Source organism: Serratia sp. NGAS9 (assembly GCF_009905295.1).
Lineage (GTDB): Bacteria > Pseudomonadota > Gammaproteobacteria > Enterobacterales > Enterobacteriaceae > Serratia > Serratia bockelmannii.
On the sequence record NZ_CP047605.1, the window covers coordinates 2,100,956 to 2,125,193 of the forward strand.

Annotated in this window: 23 protein-coding genes; 11 read left to right on the top strand and 12 right to left on the bottom strand. The window is 61.5% G+C overall.

Annotation, left to right across the window (positions count from 1 at the left end; all coding sequences use genetic code 11):
• Window positions 1-26: 26 nt before the first annotated feature.
• Genes GUC32_RS10190 through puuD form a run of 4 tightly spaced genes read right to left on the bottom strand, consistent with a single transcriptional unit; the run spans window position 27 to window position 4,146 of the window.
• The gene (locus GUC32_RS10190) at window positions 27-1,307 is read right to left on the bottom strand and encodes an FAD-binding oxidoreductase (protein ID WP_025302550.1); all 1,281 of its coding nucleotides are present in this window, start codon (window positions 1,305-1,307) and stop codon (window positions 27-29) included.
• A gap of 11 nt (window positions 1,308-1,318) precedes the next feature.
• Window positions 1,319-2,815: an aldehyde dehydrogenase PuuC gene (gene puuC / locus GUC32_RS10195; protein WP_060447267.1), complete on the bottom strand. Its 1,497-nt coding sequence runs from the start codon at window positions 2,813-2,815 to the stop codon at window positions 1,319-1,321.
• Window positions 2,816-2,830: 15 nt separating this feature from the next.
• The gene (gene puuR, locus GUC32_RS10200; RefSeq protein WP_016928041.1) at window positions 2,831-3,388 is read right to left on the bottom strand and encodes an HTH-type transcriptional regulator PuuR; all 558 of its coding nucleotides are present in this window, start codon (window positions 3,386-3,388) and stop codon (window positions 2,831-2,833) included.
• On the bottom strand, window positions 3,385-4,146 hold the full coding sequence (puuD, locus tag GUC32_RS10205; protein WP_025302552.1) for a gamma-glutamyl-gamma-aminobutyrate hydrolase: 762 nt from the start codon (window positions 4,144-4,146) through the stop codon (window positions 3,385-3,387). The genes puuR and puuD overlap by 4 nt, the downstream gene beginning before the upstream one ends.
• 219 nt (window positions 4,147-4,365) lie before the next feature.
• Between puuD and GUC32_RS10210 the strand changes: the two genes are divergently transcribed.
• From GUC32_RS10210 to GUC32_RS10225, 4 genes are all read left to right on the top strand, one after another.
• Complete coding sequence (locus tag GUC32_RS10210; RefSeq protein ID WP_025302553.1) at window positions 4,366-5,784, top strand: glutamine synthetase family protein; 1,419 nt, start codon at window positions 4,366-4,368, stop codon at window positions 5,782-5,784.
• A gap of 308 nt (window positions 5,785-6,092) precedes the next feature.
• Window positions 6,093-7,463: an APC family permease gene (locus GUC32_RS10215; RefSeq protein WP_025302554.1), complete on the top strand. Its 1,371-nt coding sequence runs from the start codon at window positions 6,093-6,095 to the stop codon at window positions 7,461-7,463.
• A 91-nt stretch (window positions 7,464-7,554) separates the two neighbouring features.
• Window positions 7,555-8,448 carry an aromatic amino acid DMT transporter YddG gene (gene yddG / locus GUC32_RS10220; protein ID WP_369435709.1) on the top strand — a complete coding sequence of 298 codons (894 nt, stop codon included), beginning with the start codon at window positions 7,555-7,557 and terminating at the stop codon, window positions 8,446-8,448.
• A gap of 73 nt (window positions 8,449-8,521) precedes the next feature.
• Window positions 8,522-8,794 (top strand): hypothetical protein, encoded by a 273-nt coding sequence (locus GUC32_RS10225; protein ID WP_025302556.1) that lies wholly within the window; start codon window positions 8,522-8,524, stop codon window positions 8,792-8,794.
• Window positions 8,795-8,796: 2 nt separating this feature from the next.
• Here GUC32_RS10225 and GUC32_RS10230 read toward each other — a convergent pair whose 3' ends face one another.
• Complete coding sequence (locus GUC32_RS10230) at window positions 8,797-9,777, bottom strand: GlxA family transcriptional regulator (protein WP_025302557.1); 981 nt, start codon at window positions 9,775-9,777, stop codon at window positions 8,797-8,799.
• A gap of 115 nt (window positions 9,778-9,892) precedes the next feature.
• Here GUC32_RS10230 and GUC32_RS10235 point away from each other — a divergent pair, with 115 nt between their 5' ends.
• Window positions 9,893-10,534 carry an HD domain-containing protein gene (locus tag GUC32_RS10235; protein ID WP_025302558.1) on the top strand — a complete coding sequence of 214 codons (642 nt, stop codon included), beginning with the start codon at window positions 9,893-9,895 and terminating at the stop codon, window positions 10,532-10,534.
• Between the two features lie 356 nt (window positions 10,535-10,890).
• Complete coding sequence (locus GUC32_RS10240; RefSeq protein ID WP_004941293.1) at window positions 10,891-11,772, top strand: nucleoside-specific channel-forming protein Tsx; 882 nt, start codon at window positions 10,891-10,893, stop codon at window positions 11,770-11,772.
• A 52-nt stretch (window positions 11,773-11,824) separates the two neighbouring features.
• Here GUC32_RS10240 and GUC32_RS10245 read toward each other — a convergent pair whose 3' ends face one another.
• The gene (locus GUC32_RS10245) at window positions 11,825-12,004 is read right to left on the bottom strand and encodes a hypothetical protein (protein ID WP_025302559.1); all 180 of its coding nucleotides are present in this window, start codon (window positions 12,002-12,004) and stop codon (window positions 11,825-11,827) included.
• Window positions 12,005-12,446: 442 nt separating this feature from the next.
• On the opposite strand from GUC32_RS10245, the gene GUC32_RS10250 reads away from it, so the two are divergent.
• Window positions 12,447-12,941, top strand: coding sequence for an anti-virulence regulator CigR family protein (locus GUC32_RS10250; RefSeq protein WP_033640576.1), 495 nt, complete (start codon window positions 12,447-12,449; stop codon window positions 12,939-12,941).
• A 115-nt stretch (window positions 12,942-13,056) separates the two neighbouring features.
• On the top strand, window positions 13,057-13,587 hold the full coding sequence (locus tag GUC32_RS10255) for a chorismate mutase (RefSeq protein ID WP_043141419.1): 531 nt from the start codon (window positions 13,057-13,059) through the stop codon (window positions 13,585-13,587).
• Between the two features lie 3 nt (window positions 13,588-13,590).
• On the opposite strand, the gene GUC32_RS10260 is transcribed toward GUC32_RS10255, so the two are convergent.
• The 4 genes from GUC32_RS10260 to hutC form a co-directional block, all read right to left on the bottom strand.
• Window positions 13,591-15,126, bottom strand: coding sequence for a serine hydrolase domain-containing protein (locus GUC32_RS10260; RefSeq protein WP_369435710.1), 1,536 nt, complete (start codon window positions 15,124-15,126; stop codon window positions 13,591-13,593).
• A 245-nt stretch (window positions 15,127-15,371) separates the two neighbouring features.
• Window positions 15,372-16,175, bottom strand: a complete 804-nt coding sequence (hutG, locus tag GUC32_RS10265; RefSeq protein WP_089180365.1) for an N-formylglutamate deformylase — start codon at window positions 16,173-16,175, stop codon at window positions 15,372-15,374.
• Window positions 16,172-17,395, bottom strand: coding sequence for an imidazolonepropionase (hutI, locus tag GUC32_RS10270; protein WP_060447263.1), 1,224 nt, complete (start codon window positions 17,393-17,395; stop codon window positions 16,172-16,174). The genes hutG and hutI overlap by 4 nt, the downstream gene beginning before the upstream one ends.
• 157 nt (window positions 17,396-17,552) lie before the next feature.
• A complete protein-coding gene (gene hutC / locus GUC32_RS10275) occupies window positions 17,553-18,308 on the bottom strand; it encodes a histidine utilization repressor (protein ID WP_025302564.1) in 756 nt (251 codons plus the stop codon).
• A 180-nt stretch (window positions 18,309-18,488) separates the two neighbouring features.
• Between hutC and GUC32_RS10280 the strand changes: the two genes are divergently transcribed.
• The 3 genes from GUC32_RS10280 to GUC32_RS10290 all read left to right on the top strand — a co-directional run bounded on the left by GUC32_RS10280 (window position 18,489) and on the right by GUC32_RS10290 (window position 21,487).
• Window positions 18,489-19,862: a formimidoylglutamate deiminase gene (locus tag GUC32_RS10280; RefSeq protein WP_060447262.1), complete on the top strand. Its 1,374-nt coding sequence runs from the start codon at window positions 18,489-18,491 to the stop codon at window positions 19,860-19,862.
• Complete coding sequence (locus GUC32_RS10285; protein WP_025302566.1) at window positions 19,859-20,416, top strand: HutD family protein; 558 nt, start codon at window positions 19,859-19,861, stop codon at window positions 20,414-20,416. Before GUC32_RS10280 ends, GUC32_RS10285 begins: the two co-directional genes overlap by 4 nt.
• Window positions 20,417-20,485: 69 nt before the next feature.
• On the top strand, window positions 20,486-21,487 hold the full coding sequence (locus GUC32_RS10290) for a LacI family DNA-binding transcriptional regulator (protein ID WP_197824769.1): 1,002 nt from the start codon (window positions 20,486-20,488) through the stop codon (window positions 21,485-21,487).
• A gap of 41 nt (window positions 21,488-21,528) precedes the next feature.
• On the opposite strand, the gene GUC32_RS10295 is transcribed toward GUC32_RS10290, so the two are convergent.
• Both GUC32_RS10295 and GUC32_RS10300 read right to left on the bottom strand, forming a co-directional pair.
• On the bottom strand, window positions 21,529-22,971 hold the full coding sequence (locus GUC32_RS10295) for a glycoside hydrolase family 32 protein (protein ID WP_369435711.1): 1,443 nt from the start codon (window positions 22,969-22,971) through the stop codon (window positions 21,529-21,531).
• Window positions 22,968-24,227 carry an MFS transporter gene (locus GUC32_RS10300; RefSeq protein ID WP_025302569.1) on the bottom strand — a complete coding sequence of 420 codons (1,260 nt, stop codon included), beginning with the start codon at window positions 24,225-24,227 and terminating at the stop codon, window positions 22,968-22,970. The genes GUC32_RS10295 and GUC32_RS10300 overlap by 4 nt, the downstream gene beginning before the upstream one ends.
• Between the last annotated feature and the right edge of the window lie 11 nt (window positions 24,228-24,238).

The following is a 24,238-nucleotide window of genomic DNA, read 5'->3' on the forward strand; positions in this document are numbered from 1 at the left end:
GGCCAGGATGACCGGGCCTGTTGTTTTTAGACGCCGATGCGGTCGCGCAGCGTGTAGTAGGCCGCGCCGATGGCGGTGAACGGGATCTGCAGATTGCGTCCACCGAAGAACGGCAGGTGCGGCAGCTTGGCGAAGGCGTCGAAGCGTTCGGCGTCGCCGCGCATCAGCTCGGCGATCAGCTTGCCCGCCAGATGGGTGCAGGTCACGCCGTGGCCGCTGTAGCCCTGCATGTAGTACACGTTATTCTCCAGCCGGCCAAACTGCGGCATGCGCGACAGCGTCAGCAGGAAGTTGCCGGTCCAACGATAGTCGATGCGCACCCCTTTCAGCTGTGGGAAGGTCTTCAGCAGCTTCGGCCGGATCAGGTTATCGATATCGTCCGGATCGCGCGCGCCGTATACCACGCCGCCGCCGTACAGCAGACGATGATCGGCGGTGATGCGGTAGTAATCCAGCAGGTAGTTGCAGTCCTCCACGCAGTAATTCTGCGGGATCAGCGCCTGCGCGATCTCCGGCGCTAGCGGTTCGGTGGTCACCACCTGAGTGCCGCACGGCATGCTGCGCTTGGCCAGCCGCGGCTCCAGCTTATCGCCCAGGTAGGCGTTGCCGGCGACGATGACGAAGCGCGCCTTCACCTGGCCGTTGGCGGTGCTGATGAGCGCCGGTTCACCGTGGCGAATGTTCGTCACCGCCGATTGTTCGAAGATGCGCCCACCCTGCAGGCGGATCGCCTCGGCCTCGCCCAGCGCCAGATTGAGCGGATGGATGTGGCCGCCGCTGTGATCGAGCAGCGCGCCGACGTAGCGATCGCTGGCGACCTCCTGACGCACCCGATCCGCATCGAGCAGCTCGAGCTGGGTATTGCCGTAGCGCTCCCAGTTGCGCTTTTGCTCGATCAGCGCATGGAACTGCTTGTTGTTCAGGGCGGCGAAGATGCCGCCGGGGCGGTAGTCGCAGTCGATGGCGTAGCGGCTGATGCGGCTGCGAATGATCTCCGCGCCTTCGAACATCATGCTGCCGAGCAGGCGGGCGCTTTCCGCGCCGTAACGCTCTTCAATCACATCGATGTCGCGGCTGTAAGAGTTGACCAACTGGCCGCCGTTGCGGCCGCTGGCGCCGAAACCGATGCGCGCCGCTTCCAGCACCACCACGTTATAGCCGGCTTCCACCAGGAACAGCGCGGAGGAGAGGCCGGTATAGCCGCCGCCGATCACGCAGACGTCGCATTCGATCGATTCATTCAGTTGCGGATAGGGCTGATGTGCGTTGGCCGTGGCCGCATAGTAGCTTTTTACGTGTTCAGTCATGAGATAAGCCCTTATTCCAGCGAGATCCAGGTGGTTTTCAATTCGGTAAATTTGTCCAGCGCGTGCAGCGATTTGTCGCGGCCGTTGCCGCTCTGCTTGTAGCCGCCGAACGGCACGGTCATGTCGCCGTCGTTGTAGTTGTTGACGAACACCGTGCCGGCCTTCAGTTGGCGCGCCATGCGGTGCGCGCGCGCCAGATCGCGGGTCCAGACCGCGGCGCCGAGGCCGTAGTCGCTGTCGTTGGCCAGCTGCAGCGCCTGTTGCTCGTCGTCGAAGGTGGTCACCGCCAGCACCGGGCCGAAGATTTCATCGCGCGCCACGCTCATGGCGTTGTTCACCTGGGTGAGGATGGTCGGCCCCAGATAGCCGGCGTGGTCGCCCTGCGGATGGTCGCGCCCGTCGAGGAACAACGCGGCGCCCTGGCTCAGCCCCCGATCGATATAGCCGGCCACTTTCTCGCAGTGGCCGCTGTCGATCAGCGTGCCCATCACCGTGTCGGGATCGAGCGGATCGCCGGGGACGAAGGCCGCCGCGTGTTTGCGCAGCGCCTGCAGGAACGCTTGCTCAATGCTCGCTTCGACCAGCAGGCGAGTGCCGGCGATGCACACCTGTCCCTGATTGTAGAAGATGCCGGCGGCGGCGCTGCGGGCAGCCTGATCCAGATCCGGGCAGTCGGCAAAGACGATGTTGGCGCTTTTGCCGCCGGCCTCCAGCCAGACGCGCTTCATGTTCGATTCGCCGGCGTAAATCATCAGCTGTTTCGCCACCAGCGTAGAGCCGGTAAAGGTGAGGGCGTCGACGTCGCGGTGCAGCGCCAGCGCCTTGCCGGCGTCGTGGCCGTAGCCGGGCACCACGTTCAGCACGCCGTCCGGCAGCCCGGCCTGTTGCGCCAGTTTGCCGAGCAGGATGGCGCTCAGCGGCGACTTTTCGGAGGGTTTGAGCACCACGCTGTTGCCGGCGGCCAGCGCCGGGCCGAGCTTCCAGCAGGCCAGCAGCAACGGAAAGTTCCAGGGCACGATGGCGCCGACCACGCCGATCGGCTCGCGTTCGATCAGCGCCAGCGCCTCGCGACCGGTGGGGGCGATTTCGCCGTACACCTTATCGATCGCTTCGGCGTACCAGCGGATGCAGCGGATAGCGCCCGGCACGTCGTCGCGCAGGCTGTGACGAATCGGTTTGCCGGTGTCCAGCGTTTCCAGCAGCGCCAGCTCTTCGTGATGCTGTTCCATCAGCTCGGCGAAGCGCAGCAGCGTGGCTTTGCGCTGCGCCGGCGCGGCCTGGGCCCAGTCGCCGCGTTCAAAGGCGCCGCGCGCCGCGCTGACCGCCCGATCGATGTCGGCGGCTTCACCACGTGCGACCTGCGCCAGCTCACGGCGACCGGCGGGATCTTCGACGGCGAAACGTTTCCCCGCGGCGGCCGGCTGGTAGCGGCCGTCGATAAACAGCTGGTGCTCAATCTTCAGGGCCTGCGCCCGTTGTTGCCAATACTGCAAATGGTGAAAGTTCATGCCTGGCTCCGTTGATCAGAATGTCGTCGGCGTATGGGCGCTGATAATCCGGCAAATGCGCGCCGACGTGTTGCTGAAACTGTGGGGGATGCCGGTATTGATGGCGTAGCTCTGCCCGGCCAGCAGGTGATAGCTCTGGCCATTGACCTGCAGCACCACTTCGCCTTCCAGCAGCGTGCCGATCTCTTCCCCTTGGTGTTTGATGCGCTCGCCGGTGGTGGTGCCCGGTTCGTAGGTCTCGATCATCATTGCCAGCGTACGATTCGGGTCGCCGTTGTGGATCAGCTTCATCGAAACGCCCTGGCTGCCGATTTCGATCAGGTCGTCGCTGTCTATCACGATCTGCGGCTCAGCCGGTTTTTCCGGCTCGGCGAAAAACGCCGACAGCGACAGACCGTACACCGTCAGCAACTTTTGCAGCGTGCTGATGGCCGGGCTGACCTTATCTTGCTCGATAGTACTGATGGCGCTGTGGGTTAACCCAGACAGTTCGGCGACCCGGCGCTGCGACAACCCCAATTGTTGACGGATCTGCGACAGACGTTTTCCCGGTGCCAAGCTGACGTCGCTCATGGGCGTTTTTCCTTTTGATAGTTCCGACAGGCGGTGATGAAACCATCAAACAACAGGCGCGACAGGGCATACTCGTCGCTGTTCCACTCGGGGTGCCACTGCACGCCGAGCGCGAAAGGCTGATCGCGCACGCTGATCGCCTCCACCAGCCCGTCAGCGGCGTGCGCCTCGATGCGAACGCTCGCGCCCAGGGTTTTGGCACCCTGGCCGTGCAGCGAGTTCACCCAGAATCTGTTGCAATCCGGTATCAGTTGTGAAAGCAGCCCCCCTTCCTGAACGATGACTTCGTGGGCGGGGGCGTATTGCTGTTCCAGCGGCAGATCGTGATCTTCACGATGCTCCAGCAGCTCGGGCAGTTCGTACAGGCGGCGATGCAGGGTGCCTTGAGTGGCGACCACCATTTCCTGCATGCCGCGGCAAATGGCGAAAAGGGGAATGCGCCTGTCGAATGCCTGGCGGATCAGCGCCAGGCTCAACGCGTCTCGGCCAGGATCGGCGTCAGGCTCATCGCCGTTTTCACCATAAAGGTGCGGCTGCACATTACTGGGGCTGCCCGGCAGCAAAATGCCGTCGAGGCGCGGCAGCAGTTCCGCCAGCATTTCCGGCTCCGCCAGCGCGTGCGGCAGGGCGATCGGCAAGCCGCCGGCGGTGATAACGGCATTCAGGTACTTTTCTTGCAAGGTCTGTGTGAGGTGCCCGTTTAACCTATACCTGCACATGACGACGCCAATGACTGGTCTGTTAAATATATTGTCCATGCTATCCCCTTGGTACGTTCGAAATTATGAACGATAAGCTTCTCCACCGCCGATTTCGTTCAATATTCTATAAATCTAGCAGTCGATTGGGCAATATTCAAACCAAAAGTAACACTTGCAAAACAAATTTGTTTCATCTACGTTTCATTTGTGGGCATTATATTGAACAATACGGTCAATAAACATCGACGACAGCAAAACACAAACGGCGGGTGAACCATGCAGACCAACATCGTAGAAGTGGAAAACTTTGTTCAGCACAGTGAAGAGAGACGAAGTAGCGCGTTCCAGCGCGAAGTGAAGAAGTATCTGGAACGTTATCCGTTAACCCAACATGTCGACGTACTGTTGACCGACCTGAACGGCAGCTTCCGCGGCAAACGCATCCCGGTCGGCGGCCTGAACAAACTGGAGAAGGGCTGTTACTTCCCGGCGTCGGTATTTGCGATGGATATTCTCGGCAACGTGGTGGAAGAGGCCGGGTTGGGGCAGGAGTTGGGCGAGCCGGATCACGTGTGCGTGCCGGTACCGGGCACGCTGACGCCGTCGGCGGCGGACCCGCAATATATCGCGCAGGTGCTGCTCACCATGTTGGATGAAGATGGCACTCCCTTTGACGTTGAACCGCGCAATGTGCTGAACCGAGTGTGGCAGCGTTTGCGTCAGCGCGGGCTTTCCCCCGTGGTAGCGGTAGAGTTGGAGTTCTATCTCATCGATCGTCAACGTGACGCGGAAGGCTATCTGCAGCCGCCGTGCGCGCCGGGCACGCAAGAACGCAACACCCAAAGCCAGGTGTACTCCGTCGATAACCTGAACCATTTCGCCGATGTGCTGAGCGAGATCGACGAACTGGCGCGTTTGCAGGGCATTCCGGCGGACGGCGCGGTGGCGGAGGCGTCGCCGGGGCAGTTCGAGGTCAACCTGCATCATACTGATGATGTGCTGCAGGCCTGCGATCACGCGCTGGCGCTGAAGCGGCTGGTGCGCATGGTGGCCGAGAACCACAATATGCAGGCGACCTTTATGGCCAAACCGTATGAGGAGCACGCCGGCAGCGGCATGCACGTGCACATCAGCATGCTGAACGCGCAGGGCAACAACGTGTTCGCCGACGATGACGGCGAAGATTCGGCGCTGCTGAAACAGGCGCTGGCGGGCATGATCGCCCTGATGCCGTCTTCGATGGCGCTGCTGGCGCCGAACGTCAACGCCTACCGCCGCTTCCAGCCTGGCATGTATGTGCCGACCCAGGCTTCCTGGGGGCATAACAACCGCACCGTGGCGCTGCGCATTCCCTGCGGCGATCGCGACAACCACCGCGTGGAGTATCGCGTGGCGGGCGCCGACGCCAATCCTTATCTGGTGATGGCGACCATTCTGGCCGGCATCGTTTATGGCCTGGAAACCGCATTGCCGCTGCCTGAGCCGGTGACCGGCAACGGTCTGGAGCAGGACGGGCTGCCGTTCCCGATCCGCCAGAGCGACGCGCTGTACGAGTTCGAACATCAGCCGGTGCTCAATGCATTGTTGGGCGAACGCTTCAGCCACGTCTATCTGGCCTGCAAAACTGATGAGCTGGTGCAGTTCGAGCGCCTGATCACCGAAACCGAAATCGAGTGGATGTTGAAAAACGCCTGATCCCGCTCACCCTGCGACTACCGCGCGCGTCCGGCGCATTTCATCGGCTCTCCTGTGGCCGGCGAGGCTGCGCGCTGCGGTACAGAATTTCTTCTATCACGGCGTACAGGACGCCGACGAGGAAATAACCATGACTCAGTCAGCCCCCTGCGCAGACGTTTGTCTGTGCCGCAGTGCCTACGGGCCGGTCGCCGGCCGCCCGACAGCGATACCAACCCGTTTTTACCGCCGCCTGAGCAGCAGTTTCCCTGCGGCCTCTCTGAATGACGTTGCACGGTTGACAGCAGAGGACCAAGAGGGGAAATGCCATGACGATTAAAGCCATCGACGGCGGCCCGGCGGGCAAACCGCAGCTGCGCAAATCCCTCAAGCTGTGGCAGGTGGTGATGATGGGCCTGGCCTATCTGACGCCGATGACGGTGTTTGACACCTTCGGGATCGTCTCCGGCCTCACCGACGGCCATGTGCCGACCTCCTATCTGCTGGCGCTGGCCGGCGTGCTGTTCACCGCCATCAGCTATGGCAAACTGGTGCGCCAGTTTCCCACCGCCGGCTCTGCCTATACCTATGCGCAGAAGGCGATCAACCCGCACGTCGGTTTTCTGGTGGGGTGGTCATCGCTGCTTGATTATCTGTTCCTGCCGATGATCAATACGCTGCTGGCGAAGATTTACCTGACCGCGCTGTTCCCGGAAGTGCCGCCCTGGGTGTGGGTCGTGGGCTTCGTTATCCTTATCACCGCCATCAACCTGAAAAGCGTCAATTTGGTGGCCAACTTCAATACCCTGTTCGTATTGGCGCAGGTGGCGATCATTCTAGTGTTCATCTATCTGGTGGTGCGCGGCCTGCACAACGGCGAGGGGATGGGCACGGTGTGGAGCCTGCGGCCGTTCCTCAGCGAGAATGCGCATCTGCTGCCGATCATTACCGGCGCGACTATCCTGTGCTTCTCGTTCCTCGGTTTTGACGCGGTCACCACGCTGTGTGAAGAGACGCCCGACGCCGCCAAGGTGATCCCGCGCGCCATCTTCCTGACCGCGCTGTACGGCGGGGTGATCTTTATCAGCGTGTCGTTCTTCATTCAGCTGTTTTTCCCGTCCATTCAACGCTTTCACCAGCCCGACGCCGCGCTGCCGGAGATCGCGCTGTACGTCGGCGGCAAGCTGTTCCAGTCGATCTTCCTGTGCGTGACCTTCATCAACACGCTGGCCTCCGGCCTGGCGTCGCACGCCAGCGTATCGCGCCTGCTGTACGTGATGGGGCGTGACAACGTGTTCCCGGAGAAATTCTTCGGCTATATCCACCCCAAATGGCGCACCCCGGCGCTGAACGTGCTGATGGTCGGGCTGGTGGCGCTGTCAGCGCTGTCGTTCGATCTGGTGACCGCCACGGCGCTGATCAACTTTGGTGCGCTGGTAGCCTTTACCTTCGTTAACCTGTCGGTGATCAGCCACTTCTTCATTCGCGAAGGGCGCAACAAAAGCTGGAAAGATCGCTTCAACTTCCTGTTCCTGCCGTTGGTGGGGGCGCTGACGGTGGGGGTGCTGTGGCTGAACCTGGAGAAAAGCTCGCTGACCATGGGGCTGATCTGGGCGACACTGGGCTTCGGCTATTTGGCCTGGCTGACCCGACGCTTTCGCCAGCCGCCGCCGCAGTTGGAGCGGCAACCGCAGCAATAAATTCACAGGCGGGAGTATCCCGCCTTTCTTTTTGGCACGTGCGGCAGTAGAGTGAAAAACCTGATAAAAAATAACCCATTGGACCTGTCTTATGCCCGCTTTGCCCTCGCGTACCCGCGCCACGCTGTTCGGTTTGTTGGCCATTGTGCTGTGGAGCAGCGTGGTTGGCCTTATTCGCAGCGTCAGCGAAGGGCTGGGGCCGATAGGCGGTGCGGCGATGATCTACAGCGTCAGCGCGGTGTTTTTGCTGGTGGCGCTCGGCGTGCCGAAATGGCGCAGCTTTCCGCGGCCTTATCTGATCGTCGGCAGCCTGCTGTTCGTCAGCTACGAGATCTGCCTGTCGCTGTCGCTCGGCTACGCCAATACCCGCCTGCAGGCGATAGAAGTGGGCATGATCAACTACCTGTGGCCCTGTTTCACCGTGCTGATGGCGCTGGCGCTCAACGGCCAAAAGGCGAAATGGTGGCTGCTGCCGGGACTGCTGCTGTCGCTGTTCGGCATCGGCTGGATCATGAGCGGCGAGGGCGGCTGGTCACCGGCGCAGATGCTGGCCAACGTGCGCAGCAATCCGCTCAGCTATACGCTGGCGTTCAGTGGCGCAGTGATCTGGGCGCTGTATTGCAACCTGACCAAGAAGATCGCCCAGGGCAGCAACGGTATGGTGCTGTTCATCGTGCTGACCGCGCTGGCGCTGTGGTTGAAGTATGCCTTCAGCGCAGAAAGCGGCATGCAGTTCAGCGCTGGCGTGACCGTAACGCTGCTGTGCGCCGGAGTGGCGATGGGGGCGGGGTATGCCGCCTGGAACGTTGGCATTTTGCACGGCAACATGACGCTGCTGGCCACCGTCTCTTATTTCACCCCGGTGCTGTCGGCGGTGTTCGCCGCGCTGGTGTTGCACACCTCGCTGACCGCCAATTTCTGGCAGGGCGTAGCGATGGTCACGCTTGGCTCGCTGATCTGTTGGCGGGCAACTCGCGGAAATTAACGGAAATTATCCGCCGTCGGCGCAATGTTGAACTAGAATTTAACTAGCCATGTTGCCTGAAGGAACGACGACGATGAGAAGCGACATTCAATTTATTCAACAGCCTGAAATCGACGTGCATCACTATGAGCGCGGCGATACCGTGCGCCTGACCACGGCGAATCTGCGGCACGAATATCAGCTCGACGTTTATATTTTGCGCCGCGACGACAAGCTGATTTACGGTTCGGTCGTCGCGGCGGCGCCCAAGACCGACATTCCGGTTGCCAACTGGGAGGTGAAAAACGGCGAAGAGGTGGCGTTCCGCCAGGAAAACATCGCCAAGGCGGTGCCGGCGGTAAACTGATCTCAGCTTTCGCGCCGCAGTTGTTTACCGAGAAACATTTTTCGATAGTCCGCCGGCGTTACCCCCAGCCGGCGGATAAATGCCCGCCGCATCAGCTCTGCACTGGAAAAACCGCAATGCGCCGCCACCTGTTTTGGCGCCAATACGCCGAGCTCCAATAACCTGCGCGCTTCGGCGATGCGGGCTTCCTCGAGCCATTTAGCGGGAGAGGTGCCGACCTCGTTGCCGAACAGCCTGCTGAAATGCCGCGGGGTGACGCCGGCGCGTTCCGCCAGGCTGGCTACGTTGTGCGGTAACCCGATATTGTCTATCGCCCAGCGTTGCACTTCCTGCAGCATTGAGCGCCCGGCCAGGGTCGCCTGTTCCCGATAGCTGAATTGCATCTGCCCGCCGGGACGGCGGAAAAACATCACCAGCTGGGCCGCGACCCGCTGCGCGATCTCACGCCCTAAATCGTCTTCCACCATTATCAGCGCCAGATCCAGCCCTGAGGTCACGCCAGCGGCAGTCTGCAGGCGCCCGTCACGCACATAAATGGCGTCTTTATCCACCGTGACCTGAGGATAGCGGCGACACAATTGATCGGCTACCGCCCAGTGGGTGGTGATTTGCCGCCCATCCAACAGGCCGGCCTCCGCCAGCAGAAAAGCGCCGCTGCACACCGAGCCGTAGCGGCGAGTGCGGGGTACCACTCTGCGTAGCCAGTCCAGCGTGCGTGTTTCGCTTTCGCCGTCGGCGATACCCGGTGCACCGGCGATGAGCAACGTGTCGATCGCCTGTTCACGCCATTGGGTGATGGCGAGATCCGGCACGAGTTTGACGCCGGATGAGGACACGATCGGCGCCAGCGTCTTTCCGACTACCTGCAGATGATAGGCGGCATAGCCGGCTTGCAGATTGGCCTCGGCGAAAACATCCAGAGGACCGGAAACGTCCAGCAGCTGCACCTGTGGCACGGCGAGAATAGCGATGGTTTTACTCATGGCATGCGATATCCCGATGGATGGGGTATGTCCCTAATCGTTGATTAATGGCAATTGAGGACATTCAGTGTAACGCCTAATCTAACCGGGTTCCAGACAACGGGAGAATCAAGTTATGAGTTTAACCATCAACGGCATCAGCGTGCCGGATAGCGCGATGGCGCGTCAGGCGACCGAGTTAGTGCGCGACACCGAATCAGATCTGCTGTTTCACCACTCCAGCCGGGTGTATTACTGGGCGGCGCTGGCGGGGCAGCAGCGCAAGCTGGTTTACGATCCTGAACTGCTGTACGTCGGCTGCCTGTTTCACGATATGGGACTGACGCACGATCACTGCAGCTGCGACAAACGTTTCGAAGTGGATGGCGCCGATGCGGCGGCCGAGTTTTTACGCGGGCACGGGGTCAGCCGTCAGGATATCGATCGGGTATGGACGGCGATCGCGTTACACACCACGCCGGGGATCCCGGAATACATGCACCCGCTGATTGCGCTGGTGACCGCGGGAGTAGAGATGGATGTGTTAGGGATCAATTACCAGGGCTATGACGCGGCGCTGCGAGAGCAGGTAGTGGAGTTGCATCCCCGCGGGGCAAACTTCAAGGAAGCGATTATTCAGGCGTTTTACGACGGGATTCGACATAAGCCGGACAGCACCTTCGGCAACGTCAAAGCGGACGTGCTGGCGGATAAGGAACCGAGCTTTGTTCGCGGTAATTTTTGCAGCCTCATTCGTCGTTCGATGTGGCCAGCGTGATCGGCTACCGCTTCTCTCTCGCCGGCGAGTTTTCGCCGGCATTTCCCGCTTGAATGCCGTACTCCTCTTCATTGCCGGTTGATGACAGTTGGCTCAAAAACTGCGCTAAAAATCGATGTGCATGACAAAAATCACAGCGAATGTGAATTTGAATGAAACATAATTTGACAAATGTGAACGCAATCGATTACCTATTCGCGAAATGCGTAACTGGATCACAGATTCTTACAGTCAGTGGTTTCTATAATGCGCGCGTCATCCGAGTTTCTGTGTGAAGACAACGCCAGGTGTCGGCAGACTCATTGTCATCTTTTCTAAACGGGCAGGAAATGGCCCTTTAAGCATGTGGTAATAAAATGAAAAAAATAGCTCTCGCAGCAGGTGTACTGCTCGCAGCGTCTTACAGTGCATCATCAATGGCTGATAGCAAAGACAGTCAATATGTCTCCGACTGGTGGCACCAGAGCGTTAACGTGGTGGGCAGCTACCACACCCGTTTCGGACCGCAGCTGAATAACGACGTGTATCTCGAATACGAAGCCTTCGCCAAGAAAGACTGGTTCGACTTCTACGGTTACGTTGACGTGCCGAAGTTCTTCGGCGTGGGCAATACCCCGGATCGCGGCATCTGGGACAAAGGCTCCCCGCTGTTTATGGAGATTGAACCGCGCTTCTCCATCGACAAGCTGACCGGCACCGATCTGAGCTTCGGTCCGTTCAAAGAGTGGTACTTTGCCAACAACTACATCTATGACCTGGGCCACAACGCCGACGGTCGTCAAAACACCTGGTACATGGGTCTGGGCACCGATATCGACACCGGCCTGCCGATGAGCCTGTCGATGAACATCTATGCCAAATACCAGTGGGAAAACTACCAGGCTGCCAACGAGAACAGCTGGGACGGTTACCGCTTCAAGGTGAAATACTTCGTGCCGCTGACCCAGGTGTGGGGCGGCAATCTGAGCTATATCGGCTTCACCAACTTCGATTTCGGTTCCGATTTGGGCAAGGACAGCCATTGGGTTGACGGCACCGGCAAACAGGTGCGCACCAGCAACTCGATCGCCTCCAGCCACATTTTGGCGCTGAACTACGATCACTGGCACTATTCTTTCGTGGCGCGTTATTTCCATAACGGCGGCCAGTGGCAGGATGGCGCGGATATCGGTACCCCGCAGGGCCCGATCAAGTCTACCGGTTGGGGTTATTACCTCGTGGTCGGCTATAACTTCTGATTTTCCGTGCTATCAGAAACAGAAAACCCCGCCTGGCGGGGTTTTTTTGTCATCACTGTGCTTGTTCAGCCGGGAGATGCTTCACCGGCATAAACAGCCTGCCTTTGATCACGTGACATTCATTATTTATCCAACTAATGATTTGTTCACGGCTGACGCCTTCCGACTGCGCGTAACGATGAAGATCGCCGTTAAAGTGTCGAGTGATGTATTCCATGAGGGTCATTTGCACGTCTTTTGCTCCTGAACGCCCACCCGTTGCCAGCCTGGCCACCGCGGGAGGTTGAGGTTTCTCAGACAGCGAATGTAAATTATCGGCAACCAAATCTCAACATAAAGCACCAGATTGGGGCGACGGCGGCGGGAAAAAGAATCCCGCACGGAGAGGCGGGAAGTGTTCGCTATTATCATTATGGATGATAAGAATAAGATTTGAGGTGCGACGAAAAAGAGCACGCTAACTCTTTTTTGTTACCTTCCCACGCTAGCGTAAGGCTTATTTTTCTTCAAGAAAAATCTGAGACAAGCATCGGCATTTTCGAGGCGTTTTGCGTTGAGACAAGGTTTGAAAGCGAATGCCGTAAAAGCGCGCCGTTATCTCGGAGTTTTCCTTATACTTTGTCTGGAAAAGGCTAGCTATAGTCAACAGAGTCACCCACGCAGGAATACACAACATGAACAAACGTCGTACGACTCTCACGGTGTTAGCGCTGATTGCATCGCTGGGGTTGTCATCCGCCCCGGCCTTGGCCGACAAAGGCGGCAATGGTAACGGCAACGGGAACGGCCATGGCAACAGCGGCAATCACGGCAATAACGGTAACCATGGCAACAACGGTAATCACGGCAACAAAGGCAATAAAGATAAAGGCGGCTATAGGAACGACGATAATCTGGTCTCCGTCAGCCTTTCGCGCGACCGCGCCCGTTCGCTGGCGCACAACTACGGCCTGACCGGCTATAGCTCGCTGCCACCGGGCATCGCCAAGAATCTGGCGCGTGGTAAACCGCTGCCGCCGGGCATCGCCAAAAAAGTGGTGCCTTACTCGATGCTGCGTGAGTTGCCGCAGTACCCGGGTTATGAGTGGCGTATCGCCGGCGACGATCTGGTGCTGGTCGCACTCAGCACCGCGATTGTGGCCTCCGTCATCAACGGCGTGTTCGACTAACGCCGGTTGGGTCTCATCGGGCCTCGCTGCGGCGGGGCCTTTTTTATTTGCCGGCGCAGGGCTGACGTGGTGAACTTGGCGCCTGACCTTTTCACTGCATCATAAGGGAGGCGCCATGTTCAGGGCGTTATTGATAGCCTGCTGTTTGACCAGTTTTCCAGCGTTGGCAGACGGCGCTGCCGCCATCGGCGAACTGGTGAACCAACGGCTGTCGTTGATGAAAGACGTTGCCGGTTACAAGGCGCAGCAGCATTTGCCGATCGAAGACCTGGCGCAGGAGGCGAAGGTGTTGGCCAGCGCGCAGGCGGAGGCGGGGCGTTTGGGGCTGGAGCCGGCGTCGGTGCGGCCTTTTATCGCCGCGCAGATGGACGCCGCCAAGGCGATTCAGTACCGCTATCGCGCCGACTGGCTGGCGAGCCCGGAGCCCGGCTGGCAGCCGCGCCCGTTGGCGCAGGTGCGCCCACAGATCGCGCAGCTGAGCAGCCAGATATTGCAACGGCTGGCGGAGCGACTGCGTACCGGCCCGCTCGGCGAGGCGGATCGGGCGGCGTTTATGGCGTCTGTGGATCAGGTGAATCTCAGCGCCGCCGACAAGCGGCGGCTGGCGGATGCGCTGCTGGCGGTCAGAACCGGCAGCGCACGCTGAGCGTCAGTCGCGGCCGACGGTGCTGCGGCGGAAGGTCAGCATCCGGCTGCGGTTGGCGATGAGATCCACGTTGTAACCGCGGAAATAGAGGCAAAAGCGTTTCAACCATGGGCCGTCCTGGCACTCCACCAGCATGCGGCCCTGGCCGAGCGGGCTGAGCGTGCCGGTCTGCGCCGCCGGGCCGACGCCAATATGCACCCGATTGCCGCGAATTTCAAAGGCGGTGCGATAGTGCGGGTGATACCACAACCCCTGCACATGCTTCAGGCAGTCGCCGTTGGCCGTGACCGGCAGGAAACGGCGCGCCACATGCCCGACTTCGCCCTCGACCGCTTCGCCGGTCCACTTCAATTTGATTGGCATATGGGCGGACAGCGACACCGCGTAGCCGTCTTCGCCCTGATACAGCGGTTCATCGCTGCCCAGATAGGCCAGGTTGCCGTCTTTGACCTCCAGCCAGTGCGGCTCCGCCAGCGTGGCGTAGAGACCGTCGGGGATCGCCGTGCTGCGCTGCGGCAAAGGTTCGCCCAGCAGCGCTGCCATCACCTGCAAAGCCATCCCGAAACTGTCGCAGTCTTCGCGGTTGGCCACCAGCGCAACGCCGACCTGGCGATCGGGCGCCAGCAGGAAATAGGTTTTGTAACCGGCGTGGGAACCACCGTGGCCGAGCAAGCGGCGGCGGCCTAGCGGCGTCTGCGCCAGCCCCAGTCCATAGGCGCTGAGCTGACCCTGATTGAGGCGGCGCGGTGCGCCGAGTTGCGCCAGCACGCCCTGGCCGGGGCCCTGGTCGGCCAGCAGCGTTTGCAGCCAGCGGGTGAGGGCGTTGAGGCTGCCGGTCAGGCTGCCGGAGGCGGAAAGGTGCAGACCGGCGCTGGCGTGTTGCCAGCCCCGCGCCGCACGCCAGTAACCCGGCACCAACCCTGGCACCACGTCGAACCAGCTTTCCGGCGCTTGCATCTGCACCTGCAGCGGCCGGGCGATGTGCTGTTGCACCAGTTGATCGAAATCATACCCTTTGCTGCGCAGCGCGGCCTCCAGCAGCCGATAGCCGGTATTGCTGTAGGCGATCTCGCTGCCGGCTTCATAGTTCAATCTTTCCAGCCCCTCGACAAACTGCATCACCGGCTGCGCCTCGCTGACGGCATGCAGCGATATGCCCAGCAGACCGAGCGTCTCGCGCACGTCAGGCAGACCGCCGGTCATGTCCAGCGCCTGGCCGACGGTAACGTCCGCCAACGTGGGCTGCAGGGTGGGCAGCAGTTCGCCCAGGCGCTGATCGAGCCGAATGGCGCGGCCGGTGGCCTTCAGCGCCAGCGCGGCGAAGATGTGCTTGGTCACTGAGGCGTAGCGCACCACGCTGTCGGCGGTGAAGGGGGTATTCTGCGCCAGATCGGCCAAGCCGGCACTGGCGGTGGCGCGGAGTTGTTCGGCGTCAAACAGGGTGATGGCGCCGCCGGGTTCGCCACGCCGTTGCCAGCCGGCCAGCAATTGTTCGGCGAGGGCGCCGGCAGCGCGCCAGTTTAACGGTGTTACAGACATAGGGCCTCCAGAGTGATGGTTCGAAACGGGCCAGCTCGGCCACACGCCGCCCGGCGCTGACGATGAGCGCGGGCTTTTCGGCTGATTGTGGCGCAGCGCGTTTTTCGTCGGCCGCTGTTTTGTGCGCTGTTTAGACCAGTCAGTAGGGAATCACGCGAAACTTTGATATAGCGCGCAGATTGCGGCTGACGTTACGGTTAAGGACAGGGAGAGAAACAGGCGCCCGGCGGCGCCTGTAAAGGGGATCAGTTCAGTCTGGCGGCGCTGTCCAACAGGCCTTCAATCATCTGCTTGAGCAGGCGCTGCAGCGAGGCGGCGCGCTGCGGTTCGAACGCGAAAGGATACTGTTCGGACATGTAGTTGACCTGCGCCAGCTCGAGCTGGATCGCATGCTGCTGCTGCTGCGGTTGGCCGTAGGCGCGGGTGATGTAACCGCCCTTGAAGCGGCCGTTCAGCACGTGGGTGTACTGCTGTTGCTGCTCGCAGCAGGCGACCAGCCGATCGCTCAGCGCCTGGGCGCAGCTTTCACCGCCGTTGGTGCCGAGGTTGAGATCCGGCAGTTTGCCGTCGAACAGCCGCGGGATCACCGAGGCGATGGAGTGCGCGTCGAACAGCAGCGCATAGCCGTGCTGCGCTTTGAGGCGTACCAACTCGTCCTGCAGCTGCTGATGATAAGGTTGCCAAATTTGCTGCAGATAGCCGGCGCGTTCTTCGTCCGTCGGCGCTTTGCCCGGCAGGAAGCTTGGGCGGCCGTCGAACAGCACATCGGGATACAGACCGGTGGTGGCGGTGGTGTACAGCGGCTTGTCGTCCGCCGGGCGATTCAGGTCGATGACGAAGCGCGAATAGTTGCCGACCAGTACGCTGGCGCCCATCGCCCGGGCGAAGTCGTACAGCTGCGGGATATGCCAGTCGGTATCGGGCAGCGGGCGGGCATCGTCGGTCAACCCGGCCTCGACCGCCGGCGTCAGTTGTGTGCCGGCGTGTGGGATGCTGATCAGCAGCGGCAGGCTGCCGATCTGGAAGCTAAAAGGATCGCGAATGGTCATTGACGTACTTCTCCTCGGAAAATCACCGTACAGGGCAGCTGGCCGCCCAACCAATAAGCCAGTTCCGCCGGCCGCGACAGCGGCCAGTGAACAAAGTCCGCCACCTTGCCGGTTTCCAGCGTGCCGTGGCTGTGTTGCAGCCCCAGCGCTTTGGCAGCGTGGGTGGTAACGCCCGCCAGCGCTTCTTCCGGCGTCAGGCGGAACAGCGTGCAGGCCATGTTGATCATCAGACGCAGCGACAGCGCCGGCGACGTGCCAGGGTTGGCGTCGCTGGCGATCGCCATCGCCACGTGGTGCTTGCGGAACAGCTCTACCGGCGGGCATTGGGTTTCGCGCAGCAGGTAGTAGGCGCCCGGCAGCAGCACCGCCACGGTGCCGGCGTCGCCCATGGCGCGGGCATCTTGCTCGGTGGCGTATTCGAGATGGTCGGCGGAGAGCGCGTGATGGCGCGCCGCCAGCGTGCTGCCGCCGAGGGCGGAGAGTTGCTCGGCGTGCAGTTTGACCGGCAAACCGGCGGCTTCGGCGGCGGCGAAGACTCGCTCCACCTGCGCCGGTGAGAACGCCAGGTGTTCGCAGAAGGCGTCAACCGCATCCGCCAGGCCGGCGGCGGCGGCCTGAGGAATGATGGTATCGCAGACCAGATTGATGTAGTCGTCGGCGCGGTTTGCGTATTCCGGCGGCAGCGCATGGGCCGCCAGACAGGTGGTTTTCACCTCGACCGGCAGCAGCTCGCCCAACTTGCGCGCCACCCGCAGCATTTTCAGCTCGCTTTCCGGGCTGAGGCCATAGCCGGATTTGATCTCCACGCAGGTGACGCCTTCTGCCAGCAGCGGACGCAGGCGGCACAGCGCCTGTTCCAGCAGCAGCGCTTCATCGGCTTCGCGGGTGGCTTTCACGGTGGAGATGATGCCGCCGCCCTGTGCGGCGATGTCGGCGTAGCTTACGCCGTTCAGCCGCTGTTCGAACTCGCCGCTGCGGTTGCCGCCGAACACCAGGTGCGTGTGGCAGTCAACAAAGCCGGGGGTGATGATGCCGCCGTCGAATTTCACCGTTTCGTCCGCGATCAGGCCGGGCGGCAGCGCCGCATGTTCGCCAATCCAGACGATCTTGCCGTCGCGTACGGCGATCGCGCCGTCGGTCAGGGTGTGATAGTTGCCGTCGCGCATGGTGACGATATCGGCGCCGTGCCACAGGCTGTCACAGTGAATCTCAGACGTCATTGCTTTCCTCCGCCGGAGCCGCAGCTCCCACATGGTTGTATATACAATTAAAAACAACCTAACGCATTCACCGGGATGTCACAAGAGGCGGGAGAGATTTTGTTATCAGGATGTGATCGACAGCGGAGATGCGGGCGCAGGGCGCGCCCGCCGGGGATCAGACTTCGCTGGTGAAGCGGCCGAACAGTTGATAACGGCTGCCGGGGTACAGCAGCCGGGCCGAGGTCACCACGGTTTTGCCGGACCAGGTGCGGCGGTGGATCAGCAGGCCGGGTTCGTGGTCTTCCAGCTGCAGCAGCTCGCTTTCGCGCCGGGTGGGGATCACCGCTTCGACGATGTGTTCGCCGGCGGTCAGCGGCGCGGCCTGCGTCAGATAGGTGTAAGGCGTGACGCGGTCGAAATCCTGCTTCAGGTAATCCGGCGCCACCAGCGGGTTGACGCAGCGGTCTTCCACCTGCACCGGCACGTCATTTTCGTAATGCACGATCTGCGAGTAGAACAGCCGTTGGCCGGGTTGAATGCCCAGCGCCGTCGCCTCTTCCTCGCTGGCCGGGCGGGCCTTCAGCTCGAGGATCTTGCTGCTGTGGCGATGACCGCGCGCGGCGATCTCATCGGCGATGTTGTGCACTTCCAGCAGCGCGGTATGCGCCTTGGCTTCGGCGACGAAGGTGCCGACGCCCTGCATGCGGATCAAAAAACCTTCGCTGGTCAGCTCGCGCAACGCGCGGTTGATGGTCATGCGGCTGACGCCCAGTTCCGCCACCAGTTCACTTTCGGAGGGCACGCGCTGGTGCGGTTGCCAATGCCCCGCACGAATTTGATTCACGATCGCCTGTTTGACCCGTTGGTAGATCGGGGCGGGGGCATCGCTCATTGCAGCCGCCAGTTGTAACACGGTCTGTTGTTCAGCCACGACGTTAACCTCGTCAAATAAAAAAATAATAACACCAGTTTACTGTTGATGTCGGCGTATGTATATGTATATACAACTAGTGGCCGTCGCGCCAGAAACTTGCCGGCGACCGCCAAAAATTCCTGAAGACGCGCCATCGCCGCGCCTTATTCGCCGTTACATTAACCGTGGAATACTGCCATGCCTGCTTATTTTGCCCCACGTGCTTTGCTCCCTGAGGGCTGGGCGCATAACGTCCGGCTGGACGTCGATGCGCAAGGTTATCTGACTCAAGTTACCGCCAACGCTGAGCCGCAAGGCTGCATCCGGCTGCACGGCGACGCGGTGCCGGGCATGCCGAACCTGCACTCCCACGCTTTCCAGCGCGCGATGGCCGGGCTGGCGGAAGTGGCGGGCAACCCGCAGGACAGCTTCTGGACCTGGCGCGATCTGATGTATCGGCTGGTGCAGCGCCTGACGCCGGAGCAGGTGGAGGTGGTCGCCCGTCAACTGTATATCGAAATGCTCAAGGGCGGATATACCCAGGTGGCCGAATTCCACTACCTGCATCACGACGCCGACGGCAAGCCTTACGCCGATCGCGGTGAGATGACCGGCCGCCTCAGCGAGGCCGCGCATCAGGCCGGCATCGGCATGACGATGCTGCCAGTGCTGTACAGCTACGCCGGTTTTGGCGCCCAGCCGGCCCAGCCGGGGCAGAAACGGTTTATCCAGGATGCCGAAAGCTATCTGCATCAGCAGCAGGTGATTGCCCGTCAGCTGGCGGATCGCCCGTTTCAGAACCAGGGGCTGTGCTTCCACTCGCTGCGTGCGGTGGAGCTGGGGCAGATGCAGCAGATTTTGGCCGCGTCGGATCGCACCTTGCCGGTGCATATTCATATCGCCGAGCAGCAAAAAGAGGTGAACGACTGTCTGGCGTGGAGCGGACAGCGCCCGGTGGCCTGGCTGTATGACCACCTGCCGGTAGATCAGCGCTGGTGTCTGGTGCACGCCACCCATCTGGATCGCGACGAGCTGGAAGCGCTGGCGCGCAGCCGCGCGGTGGCCGGCCTGTGCCTGACCACCGAAGCCAACCTCGGCGACGGCATTTTCCCTGGCGACGCTTACCTGCAGCAGCAGGGGCGCTGGGGCATCGGTTCCGACAGCCACGTTTCGCTCAACGTGGTGGAAGAGCTGCGCTGGTTTGAATACGGCCAGCGGCTGCGCGATCAGCGTCGCAATCGCCTGACGACACCGGAACAGTCGGCGGTGGGCGATGTGCTGTACCTGCAGGCGCTGCAGGGCGGTGCGCAGGCGTGCGGCGCGCCGATCGGTCGGCTGCAGAGCGGCTATCGCGCCGACTGGCTGGTGCTGGACGGCGACGATCCGTATCTGGCGGCGGCGCCGGACGCCTCGATCCTCAATCGCTGGCTGTTCGCCGGCGGCAAGGAGCAAATTCGCGACGTGTTCGTCGGTGGCCGGCAGGTGATCGATCAGGGGCGGCACGCGCTGCAACAGCAGAGCAGCGCAGAGTTCCTGCAGGTGCTGAAAACCTTTCAGCAGGAGGCGCAATGAGCCTGACCCGTTTTAACTTCGCCGCGCTGCCGGTCAGCCCGTGGCGCAACGGCGGTGGGGAAACCCGTGAAATCGTCAGCTGGCCGCCGGGCGAGCCGGATTTCGACTGGCGCGCCAGTATCGCCACCATCGCGCAGGACGGGCCGTTTTCCGCCTTTGCGGGCATCGATCGCTCGATAACGTTGCTGGAAGGCGACGGCGTGCGGCTGTTCAGCGCCGGGCATATCGACCATCAGTTGGCGCGTATCGGGGAGCCGTTCGCCTTTTCCGGCGACGTGGCGCTGGAAGCGACGTTGCTGGGCGGCGCCAGTCAGGATTTCAACATCATGACACGCCGCGGCCGGCAGGCGGCCGAGGTGCTGCGCAGCACGGTGCCCGTCACCCTGTCACCCAACCGGGCGGGCGTGCTGTATGTGCTGAGCGGCGTTTGGTCGCTGCCGGAGGGCGGAGAACTGCGGGCGCGCGAGGGTGTCTGGTGGACGGCGGCGGGCGGCGAAGTGGCGCCGCTGACGGCCGACGGCGCGATCCTGTGGGCGAACATCACAGCCTGCTAACGCAGAGTAGAGTCCTGCGCCCGGTTATGGGATTATTCACTTTTCCCCATTAATCATAAAGAAGGGCGCATGGCTTCGCTGAAAGACGTCGCAAAACTTGCCGGAGTCTCGTTGATGACGGTGTCCCGCGCCATCAATGAACCCGGCAAGCTGCGGCCGGAAACTTATCACCGCGTCAAACAGGCTATCGACGAGTTGGACTACGTGCCGGATCTGTCGGCGCGGCGTATTCGCGGTGACGGAAATCGTGTACAGACGCTCGGCGTGCTGGCGCTGGACACCGCCACGACGCCGTTCTCGGTGGAAATGATCCTGTCGATTGAGAAAACCGCGCGCGAGCGCGGCTGGAACAGCTTCGTCGTCAACCTGTTTGCCGACGACAACGCCGAACAGACCGTCGATCTGCTGTTGGCGCATCGACCGGATGGGGTGATATTCACCACAATGGGGCTGCGTGAGGTGACGCTACCGGCCAAACTGCTGGACAAAAAGCTGGTGTTGGCCAACTGCGTCAGCCCGGCGCATTCGATCGCCAGCTACATTCCTGATGATGAGCAAGGGCAGTATGACGCCACGCGCACGCTGATCGCCAAAGGCTATCGCGCGCCATTGTGCATTCATTTACCGGCGGATACGCTGGCGGCGGGCCTGCGCCGCCGCGGTCTGGAACGCGCCTGGCGCGAAGCGGGGCGCGATGTTGAACAGCTGCAGCAGTATCATCTCGATCTGAGCGGCGGCGATCAAAGCTATCGCGACTGCGTCGCGTTGCTGGAGCGGCATTTCTCTGCAGGACGGCGCGATTGCGATGTCGTGGTGTGCGGAAACGATCGGATAGCGTTTCTGGTTTATCAGGTATTGCTGGCGCAAGGATGGCGGATACCGCAACAGGTGGCGGTGCTGGGCTACGACAATATGGTCGGCACCGGTGAGCTGTTCCTGCCGGCATTGACGACGGTGCAGCTGCCGCATTACGAGTTGGGCCGTCTTGCGGCGCTGCATGTGATTGAGCGGCGGGAACAGCGTGATACGGTGAAAGTGCCTTGCCCGCTGTTGGAGCGTGGTTCGCTGTAGCCACACCGGGCGCGCCGCTGTGCGCCCGGTGCTCATTCCCATTACTTCCAGATGCTCGCCAACTGCCATCCCGTGATGGGCTCGAACTGCGCCCGGCCGCCTTCGGCGAACAGGCTGAGACGGCGATCGCCCGCCGTCGGATAGATGCGGCTGGTCAGGCAGGCCTCTCCCTGATTCACGAAGATTTCCAGCGATGAGCGATCGATAAAGATCCGCAGCGACAGGATGTCACCCTCCGGCAGCGGCACACTGCGGCAGGTGCACAGGGCGGGGTTTTCATGAAAACGCTCCAGCACCAGTCGGTGCGCCTGATTGTCGACAAACAGGCGCGCCGCACTCCCGATAGCCAGCCCGTAACGCTCGGCGTCGTTGTCGGCCGGCCTCAACGTCAGGGTGAGTTCCTGCACGTCGTTCGTCAGCGGCAGATGCTGATTGGTCAGCGTCTGCGCCAAAAACGTGTGTGGCTCTCGGCGCAGCGCCGCCAGTTCACGCGCCGGGTTCATGCGGACGCTGCCGTCGGCGGCCAGCGTCAGTTCGCGCGGCAGGGTGAGGGCGCCGGCCCAGCGATGCGCTTTGCTGGGCATTGGGGATTCCCACATATCCATCCAGGCAAACAGCAGCCGACGGCCGTCGGCGGCGGTGAAGGTTTGCGGCGCATAGAAATCGTGGCCGGCATCCAGCTCACAGAAGGGCTGGGTCACCGTAAAGTCGCCGTCCGGCCGCCAGTGGCCGAGCAGATAGCCGCTCTGGAAGCGATTGCGATAGCGGTAGCCCTGCGCCGCCAACCCCTGCGGCGAAAACAGCAGCAGGTGTTGCTCCCCCAGCGGGAAGAAATCCGGGCATTCCCACATATAGCCCTGATGCGCCGTTTGCGCGCCGGCCAGCACCCGATCGAAGCGCCAGGCGCGCAGGTCGGCAGAGCGGTACAGGCGCACCTGGCCCAGGCCGTTTTCTTTGGCGCCGACCACCAGCCACCATTCGCCGTTTTCGCACCAGACTTTCGGATCGCGAAAATGCTGAATGCCGTCCGGCGGGGCCAGTACCGGCCCGTGTTTGATGAAGCGTATGCTGTCTTCGCTGGTGGCCAGACATTGCACTTCCCGCACCTGGCTGTCGTCACCGGGTTCGCCCAGCCACACGTGGCCGGTGTAAATCAGCGTCAGCACACCGTTGTCATCTACGGCGCAGCCGGAAAAGCAACCGTCTTTGTCATAGGGCGCATCGGGTGCCAGGGCGATGGGCTGATGCTGCCAGCGTATCAGGTCGCGGCTGGTCGCGTGCCCCCAGTGCATGGGGCCCCAGTGTTCGCTATAGGGGTGATGCTGGAAGAAGGCATGATAGACGCCGTCAATACAGATCAGGCCGTTGGGATCGTTGATCCAGCCGGCGGGCGGCGCGAGATGGAACTGCGGGTAGTAATCGTCTCGGCGCTCTGCACGCAGGGCTTCGACCGCATGGTCGGCTTGAGCTAAGGCAGTGTTCATTGGACAGACTCACTTGATTTAATGGCGGATTGAAAGGGGGCTACGCTGGCGGAACGTTCGCCGCGCAGCAGGAAACAGGAGACAAGCGTCGTGGCGGCGACCGCGCAGCCCATCAGCAGATAGGTGTCGGCAAAGCCGATGCGGTCATAACCGTAGCCCGCCAGCGGCGACAGGAAGCTGGCCATCACCTGGGTGATGAACTGGAAGCCTACCAGGTACAGTGTGGAGGAGAGTCGGCTGTCAAAGCGGCTCGCGATGTATTTGAAGATAGCGATCAGCAGGATTGGCAATTCTACGGCGTGCAGCAGTTTCATGGCGGAGATCATCAGGGCGCCGCTGACTAAGCCGGAACCGAACATGCGCAGCGCCATCACGCCACCGGCCAGCAACAGCCCCTGTTTGGCGCCGATGCGGTTCACCAGCAGCGGCGCCAGGAACATGCCGCCGGCCTCGAGGAAGACCTGCAGCGAGTTGAGAAAACCGTACATCTCGTTGCCCTGTGCGCGAGAAGCGAACTGTGAAGCGAAGTAGACCGAAAATTGCTGATCGAAAACGTTGTATACGCTGATCCCCAGCACAAACACCACCAGTGCCCAGAAGCCGGGCATGCGCAGCAGCGCCAGCGCGTCCTGCAGCCGCAGGTTTTCCGGTTTGCCGAACGCCAGGCCGGCCATGGCGTTCGGCTTCAGCTCGCGTACCTGGCTGAGCAGCACCAGGAACACCACGGCGGCGGCGGAGGCCAGCCAGAAATTGATGTTCGGATTGATATTGAAGATAAAACCGGCCACAAAGGTGGCGCTGGCCCAGCCGAGCGAGCCCCACATGCGGGCGCGGCCGAATTCGAAACCGCTGATGCGGCTGACTCGCTCGGTATAAGATTCCAGCGCGCCGATACCGGCGAAGAAGGTCGCGCCGATGAACACCCCGCCGACCAAAGCGCCGAGCGGCAGGCTGCTCGCCAGCAGCGGGGCGTAAACGTAGATAAAGAACGGGCCGGTCAGCAGCAGCATCACGCCGAGAAACTGCAGCAGGTGTTTGCGCAGCCCAAGTTTATCCTGAATAAACCCGTACAGCGGCTGGGCGCACAGCGCCACCAACGAGATAGCGGAGAAGATCAGGCCGGTCTCGGCGCCTTTCAGGCCGATCTTCTGATTCAGCCACAGCGAGATCAGCGAAAAGCTGGAAGACCAGGTGAAGAAAAAGAAGAACAGCAGGCCGCTGAGCAGCACGTAATATTTTTTAGTTTCGCGGTTCATGGGTAGGGCCC